This window comes from Stenotrophomonas maltophilia group sp. RNC7 (assembly GCF_030910085.1).
Taxonomy (GTDB): Bacteria; Pseudomonadota; Gammaproteobacteria; order Xanthomonadales; family Xanthomonadaceae; genus Stenotrophomonas; species Stenotrophomonas sepilia.
Genome location: NZ_JAVFVN010000681.1, coordinates 87,047 through 110,543, shown reverse-complemented (window position 1 = coordinate 110,543; position 23,497 = coordinate 87,047). Strand labels below are relative to the sequence as shown.

Below are 23,497 nucleotides of genomic sequence, written 5' to 3'. Positions count from 1 at the left end.
ACCGTGGACGGTCTGTTCTGGAACATCCAGCTGGCCAACTACTACGCCGCCCTGGAAACCACGGCGGCGGCGGTGGCCGTGCTGATCCTGATCTCCAGCCTCGATGACCTGTTCATCGATGTCTGGTACTGGGTGCGCGAGAGCTGGCGCGCGCTGACCGTCAAGCGCCGCGACGCGTACCGGCCGCTGACCCAGGAAGACCTGCTGCAGCGGCCGGAACAGCCGCTGGCGATCATGGTGCCGGCATGGATGGAGTACGACGTCATCGCGCAGATGGTCGAGAACATGATCAACGTGCTCGACTACCGCGAGTACGTCGTGTTCGTCGGCACCTATCCCAACGACCAGCAGACCATCGACGAAGTCGAGCGCATGCGCCGTCGCTACAAGCGCCTGCGCCGCGTGGAGGTGCCGCATGACGGACCGACCAGCAAGGCCGACTGCCTGAACTGGCTGATCCTGGCGATCTTCGACCACGAGAAGCGCCACGACATCGAGTTCGCCGGGGTGATCCTGCACGACAGCGAAGACGTGCTGCACCCGATGGAACTGCGCTTCTACAACTACCTGCTGCCGCGCAAGGACATGATCCAGCTGCCGGTCACCTCGCTGGACCGCGAATGGTACGAACTGGTGGCCGGTGTCTACATGGACGAGTTCGCCGAATGGCACGCCAAGGACCTGGTGGTGCGCGAGAGCGTGTCCGGCATGGTGCCGTCGGCCGGCGTCGGCACCTGCTTTTCGCGGCGTGCGCTGCTGGCGCTGAGCGCGCAGACCGACAACCAGCCCTTCAACACCGACAGCCTCACCGAAGATTACGACGTCGGTGCACGGCTGGCAGCCATGGGCATGCAGTCGATCTTCGCCCGCTTCCCGGTGCAGTTCCGCGTGCGTCGGCCGTCATGGTTCGGCTGGGGGCCGGTGCGCGAGCGCACCCAGCAGATGGCGCTGTGCGTGCGTGAGTACTTCCCCGACAACTTCCGCGCCTCGTACCGGCAGAAGGCGCGCTGGGTGCTGGGCATCGGCCTGCAGAGCTGGGAGTCGCTGGGCTGGCGCGGTTCGCTGGCTACCAAGTACCTGTTGGCGCGCGATCGCAAGGGCATCATCACCTCGTTCGTCAGCATCATCGCCTACCTCATCTTCCTGCAGTTGCTGTTGTTCTGGCTGTTGAAGGCGACCGGGGTGTGGACGATGCAGTTCCCCAGCGTGTTCCAGGCCGGTACCTGGCAGATGAATGTCGCGCTGCTGACCACGGCGGCACTGGCGACCCGCGTCGTGCAGCGCTTCTACTTCGTCAACCGCCTGTACGGCTGGGAGCATGCGCTGATATCGATCCCGCGCATGGTGGTCGGCAACATGATCAACTTCATGGCCACCGCCCGCGCATGGAAGGTGTTCCTGGCCTACCTGCTGTTCGGCAAGCGCATGGTCTGGGACAAGACCATGCACGACTTTCCCGATGCGGCACAGCTGGTGCAGACCCGCAAGCAACTCGGTGAGCTGTTGACCACTTGGCAGGCGGTGGAACCGGAGCGGCTGCAGCAGGCGCTGGCGCAACAGCATGCCGGCCGGCGGCAGCCGCTGGGCCGCATCCTGCTCACCCAGGGCTGGCTGGATGATGAAACCCTGGCCGAAGCCATCGCCTTCCAGGGCGACCTGCCGCGTGCGGTCATCGACATCGATTACCTGCGCGCGGGCTCATTCCCGGTCAGCGCCGATGCCTGCGTGCAGTGGCGCATGCTGCCGCTACCGCCGCGGCAGCAGCAGACACTGCGGCTGGCCGTGGCCAGCCCATTGCCCGAAGACGCGCTGGCGTTGCTGAAACAGGAAACCCGCAGCGCGCACATCGAACAGAGCATCGCCCGCGAAAGCGAAATCAACGCAGGCCTGCGCCTGATCGGCGGCGACCAGCACTGGCAGCTGGACAACGTGCCCTTGCTGGGCGACCTGCTGGTGGAGATGCGCCTGATCGACCACGCGCGCTTCGAGATTGCACTGGATGCGTACAAGCCGCAGCGCGATGGCCGCATTGGCGATTACCTGGTCAAGCAGGGCATCACTACCGAAGAGGCCGTGGCCCAGGCCATGCAGGAGCAGCGCCGGCGTGCGGCCGCGCTGCAGTCGCCGCCTCCCGGAGCCTTGCCGGCATGAAGACCACGCTGCTGTCCACCGTCATTGCCGTGGCACTGGCCACGGCCGCCGCGCCGGTACTGGCGCAGGCCGATGCGCCGCTGCCGTTGTCCGGTGCGGCCTACCGCGTCGCCGAGCAGGCCTTCGCCGCCTACGAGCGCGGTGATTACGCTGCGGCCTACCAGCAGTCCAGCGAAGCTGTCCGGTTGCGCCCGGACGTGGTGCGGCTGCGCCTGCTGCAGATCTATGCGTTGCAGAAACTGGGCCGGTCGGCGGAGGCGCAGCAGCAGGCGCGCCGTGCACTGGATGCCGGGTTGAAGGATCCGGCCTTGCCGGCATTGGCCGCTGCCACCGCTGCGCGCAGCACGCCCCCGGATGCCCGGGGCGGGCGCGCACCCTCTCCACCGCGCGCGGCCGGCAGCGGCGCAGACCGCGCCAGGCAGCAGGCCTACACGCTGGCCACCGAGGCCTATGCTGCCTATGACGCCGGGCGCATGCGGGAAGCGGCCAGCAAGGCCGAGCAGGCCTTCCGCCAGCAGCCGAAGCAGGGCGCCTGGGCGATGCTGTGGGTGGCGGCGCTGGAAGCACAGCAACAGGCCGAACTGGCCGACGCGGCCATCGGCACGGCGCTGCAGCTGGGCGCACCGAACGTCGAGGAACTGCACGCGCGGCGCGCGGCGCTGGCCCGCCAGCGCGCGCTGCTGCAGGCCCAGCAGGCCTATCAGTCGCTGTCCACGCAGAACGATGCGGCGGCCGTCGCGCAGGCGCGTGCCGCCGTCGAGCTTGCGCCGGATGTTGCTTCGTACCGGTTGCTGTTGATCACCGCGCAGCTGCAGCAGGGGCGGCTGGCCGACGCCGAGCGCAGCGCCGACCAGGCACTGCAGGCCGAGGGCGGGGATCTCAATGCCCGGGTGATGCGCGGCTATCTGCGCCAGCGCCAGGGCAAGACCGTGCTGGCCAATGAGGACTTCGATACCGCGCTCGCCATGCCGGGGTCCACAACGCAACAGCGCAACGTGCGCCTGCTGGCCGTGGATGCGGCCCTGGCCGCTGGGGATCGCGTACGGGCGGCTGCACTGCTGGCGCCGCTGCGGCCGGTAGTGCCAGCCGATGCAGGCGATGCACGCGCGCAGCAGTTGCTGCAGCAGGCCATCGAGCAGCGCGCCAGGGCGACCGGATCCAGTCGCGAGCTTCCGCGCATGAGTGCGCAGGCCTATCCAGCGCCGTTCCAGCATTGCCAATCGGATGACACCGCCAATATCTGCGAGCTGATGCCGGCTGACCTGCAGGGCGACGGTGGCGCTGCACAGCGCGCATATGCAGCCTACGCGCGCCAGGACTTTGCCGAGGCCATAGGTGAAGCACGGCAGGCCGTGCAGCTCGCACCGGACGATGCAGACCTGCAAGGCCTGCTGACCACCACGCTGGCGGCAGGCAACCGCAGCCAGCAGGACGAAGCACGGCTGCGCCTGGACGCGGCACTGGCGCAACGCCCTGATGACGCCGGGCTGCTGATGCAGCGCGGCTATCTCAGCCAGAAGGCCCACGAACCGGCGCGCGCACTGGCCGACTTCCGTGCCGCCGAGGCCACCGGCAAGGCACCCAAAAGCGTGGTGATCGACCAGGCGTATGCGAGTGCGGCCAACGGCGATCATCCTCAGGCGGTGTCGCTGCTGCGCAGCGCCATTGATCGCGCCGACGCCGGTGAGCTGCCTCTGGATACGCATCAGCGCTACAACGTGCGCAATGCCATCGCCAACTATTCGCGCGAGTGGGGCGTGATCGCCTCGGCCGGCTTCCGCGGCGCGCGCCAGGCCGCGACCAATGTCGGCGGCGCGGCGATCAGTACGCCGGGCGATTCGGTGTTCAGCACGCTGGAAGCGTTCTGGCGGCCCCCGGCGTTCAACGACCAGCATGGCACGCTGGAGCTCTACACGCGGCTGCTCAACACGCTGTACGACGAGGGCGGCACCTACGAATCGATCCGCGCAGTGGACCCGTGCACCGGCGAATCGACACCCGACGCACGTGCACGCGCCGACCGTCTCAGCCGTTCGCGTTCCACCACCGGCTGGCCGTCCACCATCGCCTCGTTCGGCATGCGCTACGCCTTCGGCCAGACCGGCCTGAGCGCCGGCATCGAGCGCCGCCAGTTCCTCGGTAGCGCCACCCGCACGGGCGATGTCTATCCCGCCTCCGCGGCCGTGCAGTGCAGCCTGCAGCTGGCCCTGAACCCGCCACTGGAATCCAGCACCCTGGCCCGCTACCGCTTGGCCAGCGGTTCCGGTGCCTGGATGTCCTACCTGACCTACGGCTATTACCACGGTACCGACCTGCGCACCGACGTGAACCAGTGGTGGATGGTCAGCGGCTACGCGCAGGGCGGTTACACATGGGATGACAACAGCGCGCATTTCACCCTGGATGCACTCGATGCCAACGGCATACCAGTGCGGCGGATCGGTGATGCCAATGGGCGCCTGCATCGCGAACAGTGGTTCGCGGCCGCTGAACTGCGCGCCGGACGCAGCTTCCGTTTCGGTGCCGGACAGACCCACTGGGTGGTCACGCCGTATGCGGTGGTGGGGGCGGACTGGCTGGACCAGCGCTCGCGCGTGCGCGACATCCGCTACCCGCTGTTTCCGGTACAGTCGTTCGCGCTCAACGATACGCAGCGCGGCTGGTCACTTGGCGCGGGGCCGGGCCTGGGCGTGCGCTACTGGTTCCGCGAGGACCGCTACAACACGCCGCGTTCCTACCTCGACCTGACCGTGCAGTACCGCTTTGCGATCGGTGGCGGTGATACGCAGCGCGCCAAGGGCCTGTTCGCCACCGCCATCCTCTATTACTGAGGCAGCCCCCACCGCCGCCGCAGCGCCGCCGCCTGCGGCGTGTCCTGGGTCAGCCACGGCTCCAGCGCATAGACCAGCACGTGCTGTGCGCCGCTGTCGCGTGCCCACGCCAGCTGCCGTTGGATCCGCGCGGCATCGGCAGTCTCGCCCTTGAACCCGCTGCCATCAGCGGCGCTGCCGGGCAGTTCGTGGAACAGCTCGACGATCGCGTCGAAGCCGATATCGTGCGCGTGGAAATGATCGAGCAACGGCTGGAGCTGCTGGACGTTGCCGGCGCCGGCAACGCCCACGCCGTCCTGCACCATCGGTCGCAGCGTGGCCTGGGCCAGTACCGCCTGCCATAGCGTGACCAGGTCGCCATCGGACTGCAGGCGGCTGAAGTAGCAGGAGATCGCGCAGTCACCGCCGCGCGCGCCGGTGGCGTCTGCCAGCCCGTGCAGCCACTGCGCCAGCCATTGCTGGCGGGCCGGATCGGCCCAGTGGTACTGCTCCAGTTCGTAGGGCAGGTACCAGCCCCCGAAGGCCGGCTGCTCGGCCCACGGCGCCTGTGCCAACCAGCTGCGTGCGTGCGCCAGGCTGTCGGCCAGGAACGCCTGCAGCGCGGCGTCGTCGGCGCCGATCGCCTGCCACCAGCGCTGCTGAAAGGGTAGGCCGACACGGATGCGCAGGTTGTTCTGGCTGGCGGCGGTGAACAGCTGCCGCAGGCTGCCGTCGGGCACTGACCAGTCGCCGTCACTGCCGCCGACGATGCCGGTCCATTGCAGCACCAGCTGACGGCAGCCCAGCGTATGTGCAAGCTTCAACGAGCGCTGCCAGTCGGCCAGTCCCCACTGCAGGTGGCTGCGCCAGGGCTGGAGGAAGGTGCCGTCGACCTGCACCGGCAGCGAGCAGCCGGGCAGGGTAGCGAGCGTACCGGCCAACGGCGCCAGCACGGCCGCGCGCAGCAGGCGGCGGCGCAATGGCGAAGACGGATCTGCGGGAAGGACGGGCGCAACCATGCCCGCATCATCCCAGAGCACCGTGCGCAGCAGGTGAACCCAGCAACGGGTAGTGCCCGCCGCTGGCCGGCACCACCACCTGCTTAAAACAACCCGGATCGCAGGGTGAACAACAACGCCACCACCCAAACCCCCCGATGCACATAGCCCCACCGGCCCGTGCCGGCCATAAACCCCCCCAACCCCAATAAGCCCTTCCCACGGGGCGCCGCTGGTTCACCCCCCACGGGTTTGTGCCGGCGGGGGGCCGCCACCACCACGTGCTTACTCCAACGCGTAGCGCAGGGTGAACAACACCGCCACCAGCCATACCGCCGGATGCACTTCGCGCCAGCGGCCGGTGCCGGCCTTCAGCGCCGCATACGCGATGAAGCCAAACGCCAGGCCATTCGCGATGGAGTAGGTGAACGGCATCGCCAGCGCACACAGTGCGGCCGGCACCGATTCAGTCAGGTCGCTCCAGTCCACTTCCACCAGTTCGCGCAGCATCAGGCCGGCCACGAACAGCAGCGCCGGTGCGGTGGCATAGCTGGGCACCATTGCCGCCAGCGGCGAGAACAGCAGCGCGGCCAGGAACAGTGCCGATACCACCAGCGCGGTCAGGCCGGTGCGCCCGCCCACCTGCACGCCCGAGGCACTTTCAGCGAAAGCGGTGGTGCTGCTGGTGCCGAGTACCGAACCGGCCACGATGGCAGTGCTGTCGGCCAGCAACGCGCGGCCGAAGCGCTTCTGCGCGCCCGGCAGCTTCAGTAGGCCGGCGCGGCCGACCACGCCGTACAGGGTGCCGGTGGCATCGAACACTTCCACCAGCACGAACACCAGCACCACCTGCAGCAGCACCGCGATCGGTGCGCCGCCGTCATGGTGCAGCAGGCCCGGCAGGTCCAGCTGCAGGAAGGTGGGCGCCAGGCTCGGCGGCAGCGAGACCAGGCCTTGGTACTGCACGTCGCCCAATGCCCAGCCCGCACCGGTCACCGCCAGGATGCCGAACAGGATCGCGCCGCGGATGCGGCGTGCTTCCAGCACTGCGATCAACAGGAAACCGGCCAGCGCCAGCAGTGGCGGCGCCGTGTTCAAGGGGCCCAGCGCCACCAGCGTGTCCTCGTTGCCGACGATCACGCCGGATTTCTGCAGCGCGATGATCGCCAGGAACAGGCCGATGCCGGCCACGATCGCCGAGCGTAGCGACGAAGGAATGCCCGACACCAGCCATGCCCGCACACCGGTCAGCGACAACACCAGGAACACCAGGCCGGAGATGAACACCGCCCCTAGCGCCTGCTGCCACGGCAGGCCGGCAGCGCCGACCACGGTGAATGCGAAGAACGCGTTCAGGCCCATGCCCGGTGCCATGCCGACCGGGAAGTTGGCCGCCAGCGCCATTACCGCCGAACCCAGCGCGGCGGCCAGGCAGGTGGCCACGAACACCGCACCCGCATCCATGCCGGTGGTGCCGAGGATCTCCGGGTTGACGAAGACGATGTAGGACATCGTCAGGAAGGTGGTGATGCCGGCCAGCAGCTCGGTACGCACGGTGGTGCCGTGCTGCTGCAGCTGGAACATGCGCTCGAACAGGGACATGGAGATTCTCGCGACGATAAGGTGTCACGACCAACGGCCGTGACCTACCCGAATGCAGAACGTGGGTACCGACCGTTGGTGGTGGGTACCGACCGTTGGTCGGTACGCTTCAAAGCGTCACCACCAACGGTGGTGACCTACCGAAAGGAGAAAGGCCGCGCGAGCGCGGCCTTTCCGGTTGCCTTACTTCAGCGCCTTGAAGCGCAGGCGCTTGGGCGCAGCGTCATCGCCCATCCGGCGCTTCTTGTCTTCCTCGTACTCGCGGTAGTTGCCCTGGAAGAACTCCACGTGCGAGTCGCCTTCGAAAGCGATGATGTGCGTGGCGATGCGGTCCAGGAACCAGCGGTCGTGCGAGATCACGAAGGTGTTGCCCGGGAACTCCAGCAGCGCGTCTTCCAGCGCACGCAGGGTTTCGATGTCCAGGTCGTTGGACGGTTCGTCGAGCAGCAGCACGTTGCCACCCTGCAGCAGGGTCTTGGCCATGTGCAGGCGACCACGCTCACCACCGGACAGCGAACCGACCATCTTCTGCTGGTCCTGGCCCTTGAAGTTGAAGCGGCCGATGTAGGCGCGCGACTGGATCTCGATGCCGTTGATGTTGAGGATGTCCAGGCCGCCGGCGATTTCCTGGAAGACGTTGTGGTTGCCTTCCAGCTTGTCGCGGCTCTGGTCCACGTAGGACAGCTGCACGGTCGGGCCGATCACGATCTCGCCCGAATCCGGCTTTTCCTGGCCGGTGATCATCTTGAACAGGGTCGACTTGCCGGCGCCGTTCGGGCCGATGATGCCGACGATCGCGCCCGGCGGAATCAGCATCGACAGGTTGTCGATCAGCAGGCGGTCGCCGAACTTCTTGGAGACGTTCTTGAACTCCATCACCATGTTGCCCAGGCGCTCGCCCGGCGGGATGAAGATTTCGTTGGTTTCGTTGCGCTTCTGGTAGTCCTGCGACTGCAGTTCTTCCAGGCGGGCCAGACGGGCCTTGCCTTTGGAACGGCCGCCCTTGGCGTTCTGGCGCGACCATTCCAGTTCCTTCTGGATCGCCTTCTGGCGAGCCTTTTCCTGGTTTTCTTCCTGCTTCAGGCGTTCATCCTTCTGCACCAGCCATTCGGTGTAGTTGCCCTTCCACGGAATGCCGCGGCCGCGGTCCAGTTCCAGGATCCACTCGGCGGCGTTGTCCAGGAAGTAGCGATCGTGGGTGACGGCCACCACGGTGCCGGTGTAGCGCGCCAGGAACTGCTCCAGCCATTCAACCGACTCAGCGTCGAGGTGGTTGGTCGGTTCGTCCAGCAGCAGCATGTCCGGCTTCTGCAGCAGCAGGCGGCACAGTGCCACGCGGCGCTTTTCACCACCGGACAGGTTGGCGATCTTGGCGTCCCACGGCGGCAGGCGCAGCGCATCGGCGGCCACGTCCAGCTGGTTTTCCAGGGTGTGGGCATCACCGGCGGCCAGGATCGCCTCCAGGCGCTCCTGCTCCTTGGCCAGCGCGTCGAAGTCGGCACCTTCTTCGGCGTAGGCGGCGTACACCGCTTCCAGCGCGGCCTGGGCCTGCAGCACTTCGCCCACGCCTTCCTCGACCGACTCGCGCACGGTCTTGTTCGGGTCCAGTTCCGGTTCCTGTGCCAGGTAGCCGACCTTGATGCCCGGCTGCGGGCGGGCCTCGCCCTCGAAATCGGTGTCCACGCCGGCCATGATCTTCAGCACGGTGGACTTGCCGGCGCCGTTCAGGCCCAGCAGGCCGATCTTCGCGCCCGGGAAGAAGGACAGCGAGATGTCCTTGATGATCTGCCGCTTGGGCGGGACCACCTTGGACACGCGGTTCATGGTGTAGATGTATTGCGAGGACATGAGGTCTCCGTAGGCGCGGCCCTGCGCCCGGCCCATCACGGGAACATCCCGTTGTGGCAGCGGGCACAGACTGGAAAGGAATACCGCCAATTATAGCCGGAACCGGTTCCGGGCCGCGCCCGTGGCAGGGGCGCTGGCTGGCCGTGGCCTGAATACTTCGTCACAGTCCTGCAGCGGGAAGCGTTTCCAGCCGGAAACGGTTCAGATCGGGTGCGCAATATGGGCTCACCACCACCCAAGCAGAGGTCTGACATGCGCATCAATCGAGTAATGGCCAGCGCCGTGGCCTCTGTGCTGGCGCTCGGCGCGGTGGCCCCGGCCTTTGCCGACAACGACCACCGTCGCGGCCATGACCGCCGCGAGTGGCGCGAGGACCGCCGCGAATGACGACAGGACCGCCGTGACTGGGAACGCGACCGCCGCGAGGCACGCCGCGACTGGCACCGCGACCACGACCGCTACTACCGCCCGGCCCCGCCGCCGCCGCGCGTGGTCTACCGCCCGGCCTACGGCCCGGGCTACGGCTGGAAGGTCGGCCACCGCTACCGCGATTATTACCGCGGCCCGATCTATGTGGTGAACGACTACCCGCGCTACCACCTGCGCCGCCCGCCGTATGGGCACCACTGGATCCGCGACGACCGCGGCAACATGCTGCTGGTGGCGGTGGCGACCGGCATCATCGCCGACTACATCATCAACAGTCGCTGAGGATCGCGGCCGGGGTCGGATCCCTTTCCAACGGAAAGGGCTGTGATCCCACAATGTCACTCGAAACCATACGGGGCCGGATTCCTTCGGGAGTGCCGGCCCCGGCCTTTTCGGCCCCGGCAGGCCGGTGCGGGGCTACAATCAGGGGCTGAGCCGTACCCCTTTCCCTGCCTGCTGGAGTACCCGATGTTCCCGCGTGACGTCCGCATCGAAACCTACGATCCCGAACTGGCCAACGCCATCGCCGCTGAGACCCAGCGCCAGGAAGACCACGTCGAGCTGATCGCCAGCGAGAACTACACCAGCCCGGCGGTGATGGAAGCCCAGGGCAGCCAGCTGACCAACAAGTACGCCGAAGGCTACCCGGGCAAGCGCTACTACGGTGGCTGCGAATACGTGGACATCGCCGAGCAGCTGGCGATCGATCGCCTCAAGCAGCTGTTCGGCGCGGACTACGCCAACGTGCAGCCGCACAGCGGTTCGCAGGCCAACCAGGCCGTGTACTTCGCCCTGCTGCAGCCGGGTGACACCATCCTCGGCATGAGCCTGGCCCACGGCGGCCACCTCACCCACGGTGCCAAGGTCAATGCCTCGGGCAAGCTGTTCAACGCCGTGCAGTACGGCGTCAACGACCAGGGCCTGATCGATTACGACGAAGTCGAGCGCCTGGCCCTGGAGCACAAGCCGAAGATGGTCGTGGCCGGCTTCTCGGCCTACTCGCAGGTGATCGACTGGGCGCGCTTCCGCGCCATCGCCGACAAGGTCGGTGCCTACCTGTTCGTGGACATGGCCCATGTCGCCGGCCTGGTCGCCGCCGGCGTCTACCCGAGCCCGCTGGACCACGCCCACGTCGTCACCTCCACTACCCACAAGACCCTGCGCGGCCCGCGCGGCGGCATCATCATCGCCAAGGGTGCCGATGAGGACCTGGTCAAGAAGCTGCAGTCGATCGTGTTCCCGGGCATCCAGGGTGGTCCGCTGATGCACGTCATCGCCGGTAAGGCCGTCGCCTTCAAGGAAGCGCTGGAACCGGGCTTCAAGGCCTACCAGCAGCAGGTGGTGAAGAACGCCCAGGCGATGGCCAACACGCTGATCGCGCGCGGCTACAAGATCGTCTCCGGTGGCACCCAGAACCACCTCATGCTGGTGGACATGATCGGCAAGGACGTGTCCGGCAAGGACGCGGAAGCGGCGCTGGGCAAGGCCCACATCACTGTCAACAAGAACTCGGTGCCGAACGACCCGCGTTCGCCGTTCGTGACCTCGGGCCTGCGCCTGGGCACTCCGGCGGTGACCACCCGTGGCTACGTCGAACAGGACTGCGTGGACCTGGCCAACTGGATCGCCGACGTGCTCGACGCGCCGAACGATGACGCCGTCATCGCCCGCGTGCGCGACGCGGTTAGCGCGCAGTGCCGCAAGTACCCGGTCTACGGCTGATCGGGGAGTGGGGTCGGATCCCTTCCCGCAGGGAAGGGCTCTGACCCCAGCATTGGAGTAACCGCGCATGGATGAGCGCCACCTCAAGTATCTGTACACCGCCCTGGCGGTGCTGCTTGGCCTGCCCAGCCTGGTGATGGGCGGCGCGGCAGCGACCATGCTGCTGCTGATGGGGCTGGGCCAGTTCGGTCACGGCACGCTGGCCTCGGTGACGGTGATGCCGCTGTGGGGCCTGGCCGGCATTGCCGGCTGCCTGGCCTGGTTGTGGCTCAGTGCGGGTTTTCTGATGCAGGGGCGTGCCGGGCTGCACGTGCACCGTCTCTGGTGGTGGATGCTGCTGGCGGGCGGTCTCGCCGCCTTGCCCCCGCTGGGGCTGGCGCTGTGGTGGGGCGTCACCGTGCACGCCGAAGGCATCACCCTGTTGCTGCTGGGCCCGTCGATGCTGGTGCCGGCTGCGATGCTGGTGTGGATCAAACGCTGCGCATGACGTGGCCCATGGAAGGGAATCGAACGCGTGGATGAGCGTCTGCACAAACGCTGGATGGCGATCGCCGGCCTGCTGGTAGGCCTGCCCACCGTGGCGGCAGGCGGCACGGGTGCCGTGCTGGGGCTGATGGTCGTATGGGACGGCAAGTACCTGACGGGCGACGAGCACACGCTGTTGCTGCTGTGGTCGTCGGCGGGAATCATCGGCCTGCTGTCGTGGTTGTGGCTGAGCGGACTGTTCCTGTGGCGCGGTGTTGCCGGCCTGCGCCAATCACCGGTTGCCGCCTGGGCCGGCCTGGCGCTGGGCGTGCTGGCCGCGTTGGCCGTGGTTGCCGCCACGCTGTACTTCACCTTCAAGCACGGGGAGATCTCGACATTGGCCTTCCTCGGCTTTGGCCCACCGTTGCTGGTGATGGCCGGGCACCTGGTGTGGCTGCGCTGGGCACGCGCAGCCTCGGTGCCGCCGACACCCGGTTGAGCGCACAGCGCTGACCGCGCTGGAGGCTCTGTTCGGCCGAAATGCAGGCACTTCCGCGCAGACAGCATTTGCTGCGGGGCCCTTTCTCAGGTACCTTTGCGACGCTGCCATGACCGTGGCAATAGGTACTTCCCTGAGCCAGGCGTTCCATGCATTGCCCCTTCTGCCAACATGCCGATACCCGGGTCATCGACTCGCGCGTCTCTGAAGACGGCGCGACGATTCGCCGTCGGCGGGAATGCGAAGCCTGCGGCGAGCGCTTCAGCACCCTGGAAACGGTCGAGCTGAAGCTGCCGGCCATCGTCAAGAGCGATGGCACCCGCGAAGCGTTCGACCAGCGCAAGGTCCGCGCGGGGTTCGACCGCGCGCTGCAGAAGCGCGCGGTGCCCGAAGACAAGATCGAGGCGGCGGTACGCGCGGTGGTGCACCAGCTGCGCATCAGCGGCGAGCGCGAAGTGCCCTCGATCAAGGTTGGCGAGTTCGTCATGAACGAACTGCGCAAGCTCGACCACGTGGGCTACGTGCGCTTCGCTTCGGTGTACCGCAGCTTCGAGGACGTGGCCGATTTCCGCGAGGAGATCGAGAAGCTCGAGCGCGACCTGCCGTCCAGCACCGAACAGCTGCAGCTGCTGGGCGATGTGATCGCCCTGACCAAGAAGAAGAAGGGCTGACCGCCTTTTCCCTGGTAGATGCCAACCTTGGTTGGCACCGATGGCCGCATTCACTGGTGGGTGCCAACCGTTGGTTGGCACTGACGGCATGGATCAACACCGGCGGCGTTACCATGGCCGCATGACCACTTCGTTCTCCGTCCTCGACCACCTGCACATGGCCAACGCACTGCGCCTGGCCGAGCGTGCCGCCTACACCACCCGCCCCAATCCGATGGTCGGCTGCGTGATCGCCCATGGCGAACGCGTGGTCGGGCAGGGCTGGCACCAGCGCGCCGGTGGCCCGCATGCTGAAGTGTTCGCGCTGCGCGAGGCCGGCAGCGACGCCCGTGGCGCCACCGCCTACGTCACCCTGGAACCCTGCGCGCACTACGGGCGCACGCCGCCGTGTGCGCTGGCACTGATCGAAGCGGGCGTGTCGCGCGTGGTCGCGGCGATGCGCGATCCGTTCCCCAAGGTCGATGGCGGTGGCTTCGATCTGCTGCGCAATGCCGGCATCGAAGTTGTCGAAGGGCTGATGGCGGCACAGGCGCGCGAGCTCAACAAGGGTTATCTGTCGCGCGTGGAGCGCAACCGCCCGTGGCTGCGGGTGAAGCTGGCCGCCAGCCTGGATGGCCGTACCGCGATGGCCGACGGCAGCTCCAAGTGGATTACCGGTCCGGCCGCGCGCGAAGACGTGCAGCACTGGCGCGCTCGCGCCGGTGCGATCCTGACTGGCGCCGATACCGTGCTGGCCGACGACCCGATGCTGACCGTGCGCCTGGCCGATACCGAGGTGATGCCACCGCTGCGGGTGGTGCTCGATTCGCGCCTGCGTTCGCTCGAATGCAGCCGCGTGCGCGAAGGCGGGGCCCCGACGCTGTACCTGCACGATGCGGCGGTGAGCGCACCGGATGCGGCCGATGCCGAATTCGCCAGTGTGCCGAGCGTTGATGGGCGGTTGGATCTGGGTGTAGTGCTGGCGCTGCTGGCCGAGCGGGGCATCAACGAGGTGCATACCGAAGCCGGCGCGACACTGGCCGGTGCGCTGCTGCGTGCTGGCTGGGTGGACGAACTGCTGCTGTATCAGGCGCCCACGCTGCTGGGCGATAACGGTCGTCCGCTGCTGGCCGGTCTCGGCATCGAGGCGATGGACCAGCAGCGTCGCCTGCGCGTGGTCGATCAGCGGCAGGTAGGCGAAGACATCCGGCTGCTGCTGCGGCCGTGAGGGACCAGCGCAGAGCAGGGGCTGCGCCCTCGGCGTCAGGTTGATTCGTCCTCTTCTTCGCCGACGGGGCACTGGCCCTTCCACTGCTGCTTCCACCGCGCATGCAGGTCGCGGCAGTACGCGCCCAGTGCCTCGCCCGGCAGTTGCCTGGCCTTCAACCGCAGCTGGCGACGCGTAAACCCGTCGTCATACTCATGGGGCAGTACCAGCACGGCACATTGGTCGTGATACATCAGGAACGCGTGGCAGTCGTCGTCTTCGCTCATCCACGCATCCAGATGCCTGTCGCTCAGCTGGGTCGACTCGAAGGCGACTGAGGGTTGGACGACGAAAATCTTGGTGGCTTTGAACCTGGACGCCTCGGCCTGCCAGGACGCCATCAGCGCCAGCACCATGATCGCGGTCGACGTCATACGGTGTTTCATGCGGTTGCCCCCGGTGGAAGAGGGCAACAGCATTGACCATGCAGGCGACCCAGGGCCATGCAACGGTTCTGAAAGTGCGGATGCATTCGCCATCCGCGACCGAGAGCCGAGCACGGGCTCGGCTCTACAGGTGGCTTACGTGCACTCGTCGGTCCACATCATCTCGGCGATCGGGCGCAGCGCCTTGCACTCCTGCGTCATCTCATCGGCTGAATTGACCTGTGCCTTGGCCTTCAGCTCCTCGGCCATCGCATCCACGCCGCTGATCTGGTCGGGTGCGATCTTCGCCACGCAGCTGCGGTGCTGCTGCAGCAGCAGGTCGCAGCCGGGTACGCCGGTCACTTTTGGCGCGTTGGCCGCCTGCGCGTCCTGCATCCAGTCCTCGAACGGTGCCAGCGCCCCGGTCACGGTGCCCACCAGATCATCGAAGTTGCCGCTGTACCAGTAGCCGTTGTCCTTGGCCGGGTACAGGGTGAAGGTGCCGCTGACCGGCACGCGCGCGCCACTCTGCAGCGCCTGGCTGTAAGCGTCGGTGAACTGCTTGCGCGAAGCCGGGCTGGCGTCGGAGGCAAGGCTGGCGGCGAACAGCGGACGTACCTTGCCCAGGTCGGGCATTTGGCAGCTGAAGGTGATCCGCGCCAGCTTCTGGTCTTCCACGTACTCGTTGTCTTCGATCACGCTCTCGGTCGCGCGGCACTTCGAATCACGCAGCGCCTTGGCATACAGCGCTTCGGTGGCGGCCGCGTCGGCCTTTGCGCCGGTGCTGGCAAGCACGACCTGCCACGGTTCGGCCAGCGCCTTGGCCAATGCGCCCGGGTTCGGGGTTACCGCGTCCTGGCCGTCGAAGGCGGGCTTCAGCGCATCGTTGAGGGTGCGGGTCGCGGCGGCGTCGTCTTCCAGCAGGACGCGGGCATACAGATCGAAGGCCTGTTCGGGCGTCAGCGTGGCCGGGGCGGCGCTGGCCAGCAGCGGGGCAGCCAGCAGCGGGGCAGCCAGCAGAGCGCTGGCCAGCAGGGTACGCAGGGGAGTCTTCATGACGGTGTTTCCTGTTCCAGAGGCGCGCAAGCCTAGCGCATCTTTGCGCGGGCCCGACGGTGCCCTGTGATCACGTGCCGGCGCGCGGGGCAAAAAAAAACGGGCCCCTTGCGGGGCCCGTTCGATCGCACGACGAGGAGCGATCGTTGGATCAGAAGCTGGCGCGGACGCCGGCCGAGTACTGGGTGACGTCGCGGTAGCCGGAGATCTCGCCCACCAGACCCCAGGTCTTGGTGAAGTTGATCTGGCCGCCGACGGTGCCGACCCAGGTGCCCTTGAAGTTGTTGCCGCCGTCCATGTAACCGGCCTTGACCCAACCTTCGGTCATGCGCGACGGCTTGCCACGGATGCCCATGGTGACGCGGCCCAGGTTGGTGTGGTCCTTGTTGCGCAGGCGACCGTAGAAATCGGAGTTGACGGTGATTTCGGCCTGCTGGCGGACCCAGGCGGCGTCAGCGGTAAAGTCGACGCGGTCGGTCCACGGCATGTGGTAGCCGATGCCCAGCTCCGGCTGGTTCAGCTTCAGCTTGTAGGAGCCGTAGTCGTAGTTGTACGACTTGCTGGCGTAGGTCCAACCACCGAACACATGGACCTGTTCGGCGATCGCCACGGAACCACGCAGGTAGCCGCCGTCGACCTTCGGGTCGTCCAGTGCGTTGTCGTCAACCTTGACCTGCGTCCAACCGCCTTCGACGTAGGTGTAGCTCAGGGCGTCGGCCGAAGCCGAGAGCGGGGCGGCGGCCAGCAGGGCGGCCACGATCAGCATCTTGCGCATGGGAATTCCTGTGAATTTCAGTCCATTGGCGGGCCAGCCCTCTCGGCTACCCGTGGGCGACCTCATGTCGTCCGCTGCGAATTTTAATGAAAGTTTTACAAATTGCGAGCGACGGCCGTCACAGCTGTGGCATCCAGCCCCGTTCAGCCCGGGCTGGTACACTGGCCACGCCGGTTCGCCGGTACACAAACGTCTTCAGGGCGGGGTGCAACTCCCCACCGGCGGTAGGTGCGCAAGCACGAGCCCGCGAGCGCTCCGGCCCACGGCCGGGGGTCAGCAGATCCGGTCCAATGCCGGAGCCGACGGTCATAGTCCGGATGAAAGAAGACGGTGCCACAGGGCCTTCGCGGCCCTGCGCCCGCCTGTTTGCCTTGCGGCGTTTTTCGCTCACTTTTCGCGGAGAACGTTTCTTGTTTACTGGAATCATCGAAGGCGTCGGCCGTCTGGCCGCACGTGAATCCATCGGCGGCGATGTCCGCTTCACCTTCAATGTCGGGAATCTGCCGTTCGACAACGTGCAGATGGGCGAGAGCATTGCCATCAACGGCGTCTGCCTCACCGTCATCGCATTCGACGCCCGCAGCTTCCAGGCCGATGCGTCCACCGAGACTCTGGGCCTGACCACGCTGGGCCAGCTGGGCGAGGGTGCGGTCATCAACCTGGAGCGCGCCATGCGCCCGACCGACCGCCTCGGCGGCCATCTGGTCAGCGGCCACGTCGACGGCCTCGGCCAGGTGTTGTCCATCCACGAAGATGCACGTGCCCAGCGCTGGCGCTTCGCCGCGCCGGCCTCGCTGCGCCGCTACATCGCCAGGAAGGGTTCGATCTGCGTGGACGGCGTCAGCCTCACCGTCAACGAAGTGGACGATGAAGGCTTTGAAGTCGCCCTCATTCCGCACACCGTGGCCAACACCGCCTTCTCCGCCACCGGCGTGGGCAGCGCGGTCAATCTTGAAATCGATCTGGTCGCCCGTTACGTCGAGCGATTGATGGGTGTGCCGACCAACGGTCAGCACCCACAGGGAGACGCAGCATGAACTTCGCCCCGATTCCGGAGATCCTGGAAGACATCCGCCTGGGCCGCATGGTGGTCATCGTCGATGACGAAGACCGCGAGAACGAAGGCGACCTGATCATGGCCGCCGAACTGGTCAAGCCGTCGGACATCAACTTCATGGTCACCCACGGCCGTGGCCTGGTGTGCCTGCCGCTGACCCGCACCCGCGCCGCCGACCTCGGCCTGGCGCCGATGGTGCAGGCCAATACCGCGCAGTTCCAGACCAACTTCACGGTCAGCATCGAGGCCGCCGAGGGCGTTACCACCGGCATCTCGGCCCACGACCGCGCCCACACCATCCGCACCGCGGTGAAGCCCAATGCCAAGCCGTCGGACCTGCATCAGCCGGGCCACATCTTCCCGCTGATCGCCCAGCCGGGCGGCGTGCTGACCCGCGCCGGCCATACCGAAGCCGGCGTCGACCTGGCCATGCTGGCCGGGCTGGAACCGGCCGGTGTGCTGGTGGAGATCCTGAACCCGGATGGCAGCATGGCGCGTCGCCCGGAGCTGGAAGTGTTCGCGCGCGAGCACGGCCTGAAGATGGGCTCCATCGCCGACCTGATCGCCTACCGCCTGGCCACCGAAAAGACTGTTGAACGTGTGGACGAGCGCGACATCGACACCGAATTCGGCCCGTTCAAGCTGGTGACCTACCGCGACCGCATCGCCCACGACCTGCACTTCGCGCTGGTCCGGGGTGCCCCGGATGCGCAGACCCCGACTTTGGTGCGCGTACAGGTGGAAAACCCGCTGGCCGACCTGCTGCACTGGCGCCGTGACGACTTCGGCGTGGCGGCTACCGACGCCCTGCGGGCGATCGATGCCGAGGGCGCAGGCGTGATGGTGGTGCTGTCGGCCCCGCGCGATGGCGAAGCCCTGCTGGCCCGCCTGCGCCAGCAGCCGGCGCCGGTGGTGCCGGGCAAGGATAAGGACGTGGGCCAGTGGCGGCGCAACGGTGCCGGCGCGCAGATCCTGTCCGACCTGGGGCTGGGCAAGCTGCGCGTGCTGGGCACCCCGCGCCGCCAGATCGGCCTGGCCGGTTACGGCCTGGAAGTGGTGGAGACGGTCACTCTGTAAGCCGCTTGGCGTGCCGACCAACGGTCGGCACCCACCGTCTGCCCTCTGGTGGGTGCCGACCATGCCCTACCTGTGGTGGGTGCCGACCATGCCCTGCCCGTGGTGGGTGCCGACCGTTGGTCGGCACAGCCCTGGGCCCCGCCAGCCACGGCCGGGGCCCATCCACGCTAGAATTACCCCCTTATCGAGTCCCCCAAGCCGCATATGAGCCACTACGAAGGCGATCTTCGCACTCCCGAATCGGCGCGCTTCGCCATCCTGGCCAGCCGTTGGAATGCCCGCATCACCGACACGCTGGTCGCTGGCGCCCGCCAGAGCTTGGCAGGCAACGGCATCACCGAAGCCAACATCGACGTGATCCGCGTGCCGGGAGCCTGGGAACTGCCGCTGGTGGCCGCACGCCTGGCCGCCGCCCACGAACACGCCGCCATCCTCACCCTGGGTTGCGTGATCCGTGGCGATACCCGTCATTACGAGCACGTGGCCGACCGCTGCGCCGAGGGCCTGATGCGCGTGCAGCTGGATTTCGGCGTGCCGGTACTGAACGGCGTGCTGGCGGTGGAACGCGTTGAAGACGCCGAGGCCCGTGCAGGCGGCAGCCACGGCAACAAGGGCGAGGAAGTCGCACTCGCCGCACTGGAAATGGTCAATCTGCTGGAGCAACTGCCATGAACAAGAACACCCAGGGCAAGCCCTCCGGTAAACCCGTCCGCCGCGATGGCGTCGATCCGGTGCTGCGCTCGCGCGCCCGCCGTCGTGCCGTGCAGGCCATCTACGCCTGGCAGATCTCCGGCGGCAACGCACAGTCGCTGATCGCCCAGTTCGCCCACGAGCAGGCCCGCGAAATTGCCGACCTGGCGTACTTCGAGGCGCTGGTGCACGGCGTGCTCGACAACCGTCGCGACATCGACGAAGCGCTCGGGCCGTACCTGGACCGTGGCATCGAGGAAGTGGATGCGATCGAACGCGCGGTGCTGCGCCTGGCCGCCTACGAACTGCGCTACCGCCTGGACGTGCCGTATCGCGTGGTGATCAACGAAGCGATCGAATCGGCCAAGCGTTTCGGTTCCGAACATGGCCATACCTACGTCAACGGCGTGCTGGATCGTGCCGCCGTGGAATGGCGCAAGGTCGAATCGGGTCACTGACCCGATTCCTGTAGAGCCGAGCCATGCTCGGCTCACCGTGCAGCGCACGGTTGCGTCCGGCGGTGCGGCGCGTGATCGAAATGCAGCCGAGCATGGCTCGGCTCTACAAGAAAGCAGAACGCCTCATGTCCCTGGCCGAATTCGCCCTCATCGACCGCATCCGCGCCCGTACCCTCGAGCGCGACGACATCCTGCTCGGCATCGGCGATGACGCCGCGCTGTTGCAGCCGCGCGCCAACGAACAGCTGGTGGTCACCGCCGACACGCTCAACAGCGGCGTGCACTTCCCGGTGGAAACCCCGGCCTTCGACATCGGCTGGAAGACCCTGGCGGTCAATCTGTCGGACCTGGCCGCGATGGGCGCGCGCCCGGCGTGGTGCACGCTGGCCCTGTCATTGCCGGAGGCCTCTGAAGACTGGATCGAGGCCTTCGCCGATGGCTTCTTCGCCCTGGCCGACCAGCACGACATCGCGCTGATCGGTGGTGACACCACGCGCGGCCCGCTCTCGCTGTCGGTCACCGCGATGGGCCAGGTCGGCCGCGGCCAGGCCCTGCGGCGCGACCGCGCACAGGCAGGCGATGACATCTGGGTCAGTGGCACGCTGGGCGATGCCGCCGGCGCGCTGCGCCTGTGGCAACAAGGTGCGTTGAGCATCGCCACCGCCACGCTGCTGGCCGACTACGAAAGCCTGCGCCTGCGCCTGCTGCGGCCGACGCCGCGCGTGACCCTGGGCCTACGCCTGCGGGCCTTCGCGCACGCGGCGGTGGATGTGTCCGACGGCCTGCTGGCCGACCTCGGTCATATCGCCACGCGCAGCAACGTGGCCGCGCATGTGGATGCCGATTCGCTGCCGATCTCGCACGCGCTGCGTGAACTGCTCGGCCGCGACGCTGCACGCGACTGCGCACTGCGCGGGGGCGACGACTACGAGCTGTGTTTCACAGCGGCTGCCGACCAGCGCGACGCGCTGCACTACCTGGCCGAATCGCTGGACGTGCCGCTTACCCGCATCGGCCGAATCGCCGAAGGGCAGGGCGTGCACGTGGACGGCGAAGCCGCCGACGGCGGTTACCAGCACTTCGCGTAGCCGCAGCGGTACTGCACTGCTGGGTGCCAACCTTCCGAGGTGGGGTCAGATCCCTTTGCGCCGCAAAGGGCTCTGACCCCGAGTGCGCACTATTCTGGTTGACGTGGCATTTGTAGAGCCGAGCCCACGCTCGGCTGCAATCCGATTGGATCGTGATGAGCCGAGCGTGGGCTCGGCTCTACAGATGCCATCACACCGCCCGCAACTGCACATCCACATACTCGGCCAGCCCACGGCAGGCCAGCAACAGCCCTTCGCGCGCGCCGTCATCCATGTGCTGGTCGATATCCCCGTCCACGCGCACGCGTTCGGTGGCGTGCAGCAGTTCCAGCAGGAAACTCAGCCCCGCATTGGCGCGGTCGATGCGCGCCAAGGCCAGGCGCTGCCCGGGTGTGCGGTTGCTGCCGGGCCACGGCTGGCCATCGGCGGCATCGCCTTGGCGGATGTACTGCAGGCAGGCCTGCAGGGTGATGGCGCCAGGGCTGTTACCGGTCTGCAGCGCAACGAAGGTGTCTTCCAGCGTGCGGGCCAGGTCATCGGGCAGGCGCGTGGCGGCCTCGCCCAGGGTGGCGAACAGGTGCGGGTAAGGGGAAGCGGTCATGGCGGCGTCCTTGTGCAAGCGGCAAGGGGCCACCCTGCTTAACAGCGGGGGTGGCGGACGGTGCATGGTTCCAATACCGGAGGTCGATGTAGAAGCGCCGGCGGGCACGAGGCCCCCACGCACCGCCCGCCATGTAAGCGCGGACAGAATGCCTGCCGACGCCACCCAACAAGGAAAGAGCGACGCCGGCAGGCAAGCGTAACCAACACATCAACCTAACGGGATTGGAAGCCCGTGCCACCCGTTGTCGGTGGCGCTACATGATTTGCATGAAGGGCCAGTGCTGCCAATGAGAATTCTTGGAAAACTCGAAAACGTTGCAGATGCTCCGCTCGCAACGGGGGCGCGTCAATTGCGACAAATCATGTAGAGCCGAGCCCATGCTCGGCTCATAGCGCAATGCACGGGGTACAGCCCGATCTGGCCGCAAAGCAGCCGAGCATGGGCTCGGCTCTACAGAAGATGGCTCGCGCGTCAGGCTGCGCTCAGGGGGAGATCTTCGCCTCGGCATCGCGCGGCGTGCCGTAATCGTCCAGCCACTGGAACGTCACCGACGTGGGCATCGCCGCACCACTCGGAAGCGGCAGACGTACCTGCGCGCCCGGTGCGATCATCTCTGCTTCCACCTTGCGGCCGTCAGGCAGCGTCAGCGTGCTTACGGTCACGTGATACGCGCTGGGGTTGCTCACCAGCAGGGCACCGGCCTGGGCACGCCATTGCAGTTGCCCGGCCGCATCACGCGGCTTGCCGGGCAGGCCGGCCGGGCGGTGGAACAGCTTCACCCGCGTGCGCACGGCGAACTGCAGCAGGTTCTTGCCGGCGGCATCGGTGGGTTTGGGCGGAATGTCCAGCAGGTTGAAGTAGAACAGCGATTCACGATCCGTCGGCAGCGGTGTCTCCGACGGGCGCGGCGCGTAAGTAATGCGGTACGCCTGCCCCTGGTGGGCCTGCAGCAGGCGCGGGTCGGCCGGCGTCAGGCGGAAGGGCGTGCGCACGTTCTCGGGGCGTGCATGGCTGTCGCCATCGTCAATCCAGACCTGCACCATCGCGGCCTTGTCGCCACCGTTGGTGGCCTTCACGGTTACATCGCGGCCTTGGGCCGCGTCATGCACGATACGCGTGCCCTGCAGCGTCACCGCTGCCGATGCCGGCAGCGCCAGGGCGCCAGCCAGCAGCGCGGTCATCCACGTCATTGCACGGATCTTCATCAGGTCGTCCTCCAATAAGGCGCGCCACCACGGGGTGACGCGCAGGGATATGCGTTACTTGTAAAGCACGACGAAATCGCCCGAGGCGTTGGCCGTGCCGGCCGTGGCGTTCTTGCCCGGCGAGGAATACCAGGCGCTGTAGTCCAGCTGGCCCTTGCCGGCGGCTGGAATGTTCACCCACTGCAGCGGGTCTTCGCCCAGCTTCTGGTGGTTGCCCGCGGCGTCGTACAGCGCCACGCCCACGTTTGTGGCCGTAGACGCAGCCGTCAGCGCCAGGTTGCCGGTGCTGCCGTCGGCCGTGCCACCAAAGCGCACACCCACATCCTGCGCGGCGCCGGAGCCGGTGCAGTCCAGCAGGATGCTGAAGTTCTTCATGCCGGCGCGCTCGGCTTCATTCACCCACGCCACGTCCACCTTGCCCATCGGCACGGTGATGGTGCCGCCGGTGGCATCCACCGAGCAGGTGCTGGTCATCAGCTCGCCGGTGATTTCCAGCTTCTCGGCGAATGCGGCGGGAGACAGGGCCAGCGCGAGCGCGCCGGCGGCAATCAGGTTCAATCGGTTCGACATGGGAATGTCCTCGGTAGGGAATCAGGGGGAATCCGCATTGGACGAACCAGCGGATGCGCACAGTGTTCCCAGCCGGGCGGCACGTGGATATGCAATTAGTTGCAAGGTGCT

At 67.1% G+C, this 23,497-nt stretch carries 21 protein-coding genes, 1 pseudogene and 1 riboswitch; of the genes and pseudogenes, 13 read left to right on the top strand and 9 right to left on the bottom strand.

Annotation, left to right across the window (positions count from 1 at the left end):
- Positions 1-3: 3 nt before the first annotated feature.
- Together RCF13_RS14625 and RCF13_RS14620 are read left to right on the top strand one after the other, a co-directional pair.
- Entirely contained in the window at positions 4-2,151 is a 2,148-nt protein-coding gene (locus tag RCF13_RS14625; protein ID WP_308141281.1) for a glycosyl transferase family protein, read from the top strand.
- Positions 2,148-4,982, top strand: a complete 2,835-nt coding sequence (locus tag RCF13_RS14620; protein WP_308141280.1) for a hypothetical protein — start codon at positions 2,148-2,150, stop codon at positions 4,980-4,982. Before RCF13_RS14625 ends, RCF13_RS14620 begins: the two co-directional genes overlap by 4 nt.
- Here RCF13_RS14620 and RCF13_RS14615 read toward each other — a convergent pair.
- From RCF13_RS14615 to ettA, 3 genes are all read right to left on the bottom strand, one after another.
- Positions 4,976-5,980 carry a DUF4434 domain-containing protein gene (locus RCF13_RS14615; protein ID WP_061478421.1) on the bottom strand — a complete coding sequence of 335 codons (1,005 nt, stop codon included), beginning with the start codon at positions 5,978-5,980 and terminating at the stop codon, positions 4,976-4,978. The genes RCF13_RS14620 and RCF13_RS14615 overlap by 7 nt on opposite strands.
- A gap of 264 nt (positions 5,981-6,244) precedes the next feature.
- A complete protein-coding gene (locus RCF13_RS14610; protein WP_061478420.1) occupies positions 6,245-7,561 on the bottom strand; it encodes an NCS2 family permease in 1,317 nt (438 codons plus the stop codon).
- A 183-nt stretch (positions 7,562-7,744) separates the two neighbouring features.
- Positions 7,745-9,409, bottom strand: a complete 1,665-nt coding sequence (ettA, locus tag RCF13_RS14605) for an energy-dependent translational throttle protein EttA (protein ID WP_005415249.1) — start codon at positions 9,407-9,409, stop codon at positions 7,745-7,747.
- 252 nt (positions 9,410-9,661) lie between these two features.
- On the opposite strand from ettA, the pseudogene RCF13_RS14600 reads away from it, so the two are divergent.
- The 6 genes and pseudogenes from RCF13_RS14600 (at position 9,662) to ribD (ending at position 14,402) form a co-directional block, all read left to right on the top strand.
- Positions 9,662-10,120 (top strand): annotated as a pseudogene (locus RCF13_RS14600) (RcnB family protein).
- 186 nt (positions 10,121-10,306) lie between these two features.
- Positions 10,307-11,560: a serine hydroxymethyltransferase gene (glyA, locus tag RCF13_RS14595; protein WP_061478418.1), complete on the top strand. Its 1,254-nt coding sequence runs from the start codon at positions 10,307-10,309 to the stop codon at positions 11,558-11,560.
- A gap of 67 nt (positions 11,561-11,627) precedes the next feature.
- Positions 11,628-12,047: a hypothetical protein gene (locus RCF13_RS14590; RefSeq protein ID WP_061478417.1), complete on the top strand. Its 420-nt coding sequence runs from the start codon at positions 11,628-11,630 to the stop codon at positions 12,045-12,047.
- A gap of 27 nt (positions 12,048-12,074) precedes the next feature.
- Positions 12,075-12,524: a hypothetical protein gene (locus RCF13_RS14585; RefSeq protein WP_061478416.1), complete on the top strand. Its 450-nt coding sequence runs from the start codon at positions 12,075-12,077 to the stop codon at positions 12,522-12,524.
- Between the two features lie 149 nt (positions 12,525-12,673).
- Complete coding sequence (nrdR, locus tag RCF13_RS14580) at positions 12,674-13,195, top strand: transcriptional regulator NrdR (RefSeq protein WP_005415256.1); 522 nt, start codon at positions 12,674-12,676, stop codon at positions 13,193-13,195.
- 121 nt (positions 13,196-13,316) lie between these two features.
- Positions 13,317-14,402: a bifunctional diaminohydroxyphosphoribosylaminopyrimidine deaminase/5-amino-6-(5-phosphoribosylamino)uracil reductase RibD gene (gene ribD, locus RCF13_RS14575; protein WP_061478415.1), complete on the top strand. Its 1,086-nt coding sequence runs from the start codon at positions 13,317-13,319 to the stop codon at positions 14,400-14,402.
- A gap of 35 nt (positions 14,403-14,437) precedes the next feature.
- Here ribD and RCF13_RS14570 read toward each other — a convergent pair whose 3' ends face one another.
- The 3 genes from RCF13_RS14570 to RCF13_RS14560 form a co-directional block, all read right to left on the bottom strand.
- Entirely contained in the window at positions 14,438-14,827 is a 390-nt protein-coding gene (locus RCF13_RS14570) for a hypothetical protein (RefSeq protein ID WP_061478445.1), read from the bottom strand.
- Positions 14,828-14,962: 135 nt separating this feature from the next.
- The gene (locus RCF13_RS14565; RefSeq protein WP_061478414.1) at positions 14,963-15,862 is read right to left on the bottom strand and encodes a hypothetical protein; all 900 of its coding nucleotides are present in this window, start codon (positions 15,860-15,862) and stop codon (positions 14,963-14,965) included.
- A gap of 151 nt (positions 15,863-16,013) precedes the next feature.
- On the bottom strand, positions 16,014-16,637 hold the full coding sequence (locus tag RCF13_RS14560; protein WP_061478413.1) for a hypothetical protein: 624 nt from the start codon (positions 16,635-16,637) through the stop codon (positions 16,014-16,016).
- Positions 16,638-16,824: 187 nt separating this feature from the next.
- A riboswitch (FMN riboswitch) is annotated at positions 16,825-16,970 on the top strand.
- A 77-nt stretch (positions 16,971-17,047) separates the two neighbouring features.
- Here RCF13_RS14560 and RCF13_RS14555 point away from each other — a divergent pair.
- From RCF13_RS14555 to thiL, 5 genes are all read left to right on the top strand, one after another.
- Complete coding sequence (locus RCF13_RS14555; RefSeq protein ID WP_061478412.1) at positions 17,048-17,674, top strand: riboflavin synthase; 627 nt, start codon at positions 17,048-17,050, stop codon at positions 17,672-17,674.
- Entirely contained in the window at positions 17,671-18,771 is a 1,101-nt protein-coding gene (ribB, locus tag RCF13_RS14550; RefSeq protein WP_061478411.1) for a 3,4-dihydroxy-2-butanone-4-phosphate synthase, read from the top strand. Before RCF13_RS14555 ends, ribB begins: the two co-directional genes overlap by 4 nt.
- Positions 18,772-18,975: 204 nt before the next feature.
- Entirely contained in the window at positions 18,976-19,443 is a 468-nt protein-coding gene (gene ribH, locus RCF13_RS14545) for a 6,7-dimethyl-8-ribityllumazine synthase (protein WP_010481977.1), read from the top strand.
- Positions 19,440-19,919, top strand: a complete 480-nt coding sequence (nusB, locus tag RCF13_RS14540; RefSeq protein ID WP_005415268.1) for a transcription antitermination factor NusB — start codon at positions 19,440-19,442, stop codon at positions 19,917-19,919. Before ribH ends, nusB begins: the two co-directional genes overlap by 4 nt.
- Positions 19,920-20,044: 125 nt before the next feature.
- Positions 20,045-21,007 (top strand): thiamine-phosphate kinase, encoded by a 963-nt coding sequence (thiL, locus tag RCF13_RS14535; protein WP_061478410.1) that lies wholly within the window; start codon positions 20,045-20,047, stop codon positions 21,005-21,007.
- Between the two features lie 190 nt (positions 21,008-21,197).
- On the opposite strand, the gene RCF13_RS14530 is transcribed toward thiL, so the two are convergent.
- From RCF13_RS14530 to RCF13_RS14520, 3 genes are all read right to left on the bottom strand, one after another.
- The gene (locus RCF13_RS14530; protein ID WP_061478409.1) at positions 21,198-21,608 is read right to left on the bottom strand and encodes a hypothetical protein; all 411 of its coding nucleotides are present in this window, start codon (positions 21,606-21,608) and stop codon (positions 21,198-21,200) included.
- A 485-nt stretch (positions 21,609-22,093) separates the two neighbouring features.
- The gene (locus RCF13_RS14525) at positions 22,094-22,816 is read right to left on the bottom strand and encodes a fimbria/pilus periplasmic chaperone (RefSeq protein WP_061478408.1); all 723 of its coding nucleotides are present in this window, start codon (positions 22,814-22,816) and stop codon (positions 22,094-22,096) included.
- A 54-nt stretch (positions 22,817-22,870) separates the two neighbouring features.
- Positions 22,871-23,386 carry a fimbrial protein gene (locus tag RCF13_RS14520; RefSeq protein ID WP_061478407.1) on the bottom strand — a complete coding sequence of 172 codons (516 nt, stop codon included), beginning with the start codon at positions 23,384-23,386 and terminating at the stop codon, positions 22,871-22,873.
- Between the last annotated feature and the right edge of the window lie 111 nt (positions 23,387-23,497).